Consider the following 1,501-nt stretch of genomic DNA (forward strand, 5'->3'; position numbering starts at 1 on the left):
GCTCCGGCGGGCGGCCTGGCGCACCGGCCCGGCGGGCCGTCTGGCGCCCCGGTAGGGCCGGTGCCGCGAGGCGCTGCCGGCAGGGAGCCTTCCCGGATTGGGCCGTGGGTCGGACGCTCAGGCGGAGGCGCGGCGGGGCGCTTCGGGGCTGCGCGCCGCCAGCCAGTCGAGCACCGCGGGGAGCGGCATCGGCCGGCCGAAGGCGAAGCCCTGGCCGAGCCCGCAGCCGAGCTCGCGCAGCAGCGCCGTCTCCTCGGCGCGCTCGATCCCCTCGGCCAGCACCGAGACCCCGAGCCGCCCGGCCAGCGCGATGATCGCCCGCACGATCTCCCGCCCCTGGCTCTCGCCCTCGCCGCCGCCGGCGCGCATCTGGCGCACCAGCGAGCGGTCGATCTTCAGCGCGCTCACGTTCAGCCGCGAGAGGTTGGCGAGGCAGGCATAGCCGGTGCCGAAATCGTCGAGCTCGGTGCCGAAGCCGAGCCGTGCCAGCCGGTCGATGCAGGCCACCGCCGGATCGGCATCGCCGACGATGCGCACGGTTTCCAGCAGCTCGACCGCCAGGTCGGCGGGCACCAGGTCGCGCCGGTCCACCGCCCAGAGGATGCGGTCGACCCGGCCCGGATCGCGCAGCGCCACCGCCGAGAGGTTGAGCGAGACCCGCGGCACCGCATGGCCGGTCGCCCGCATCCGCACCAGCCCGTCGAGCGCGCGCTCGAGCATGGCGCTGTCGATCGCCTCCATCAGCCCGGCATCGGCGGCGATCTCGAGGAAGTAGCAGGGCTCCAGCACCCCCTTCTCCGGGTGGTCCCAGCGCACCAGCGCCTCGAAGCCGAGCAGGCCGCCATCGCCGAGCCGCAGCTGCGGCTGGAAATGCGCGACGAACTGCCCCTCCGCCGCCGCCCGGCGCAGCTCCGCCGCGATCCGCGCGCGGTCGGCGAAGGGCTTGCCGATGGCCGGCGAATAGAGCCCGACGCCGCCGCGCCGATGCGCCTTGACGTCGCGCAGCGCCGCCTCCGCCTCGCCGATCAGCCGGGTCGCGCTCGGCTCCCCCGGCGCCGCCCAGGCGACGCCGATGCTCGCCGCCGAGGCCCAGGCCGTGCCCTCGAGCAGCACCGGCCGGCCGAGCGCCGCGCCGAGCTCGCGCGCCAGCCCGTGCACCGCCTCGACCCCGGTCTGCTCCGGCGCCAGCACCGCGAAGCTGTCGCCGTCGACCCGGGCCGGCAGATGATCCGCCGGCAGGCGCCCGCGCAGCAGCGCCGCGGTCCGGCAGAGCAGCGCATCGCCGACCTCCTGCCCGCGGGTCTCGTTGAGCTCCTGGAAATGCTCGAGATCGATCAGGCAGAGCCCGGTGCCCCGCCCCGCCGCCGCCCCCGCCGCCAGCGCCGCGGCGATGCGGCTGCGCAGCTCGGCGCGGTTGGCGAGCCCGGTCAGCGGATCGTGCCGGGCCTGCCGCTCGCAGCGCGCCTCGGCCCGCGCCAGCGCCGCCTCGCGGGCGCGCGTC

Annotated in this window: 1 protein-coding gene; it reads right to left on the reverse strand. The window is 77.3% G+C overall.

Annotated features, from left to right (window positions below; translation table 11 throughout):
* Positions 1 to 117: 117 nt before the first annotated feature.
* On the reverse strand, positions 118 to 1,501 hold a 1,384-nt coding region (locus tag QSJ97_RS24485), incomplete at its 5' end, for a putative bifunctional diguanylate cyclase/phosphodiesterase (RefSeq protein ID WP_285675121.1).

This window comes from Paralimibaculum aggregatum (assembly GCF_030270585.1).
Lineage (GTDB): Bacteria > Pseudomonadota > Alphaproteobacteria > Rhodobacterales > Rhodobacteraceae > Thermohalobaculum > Thermohalobaculum aggregatum.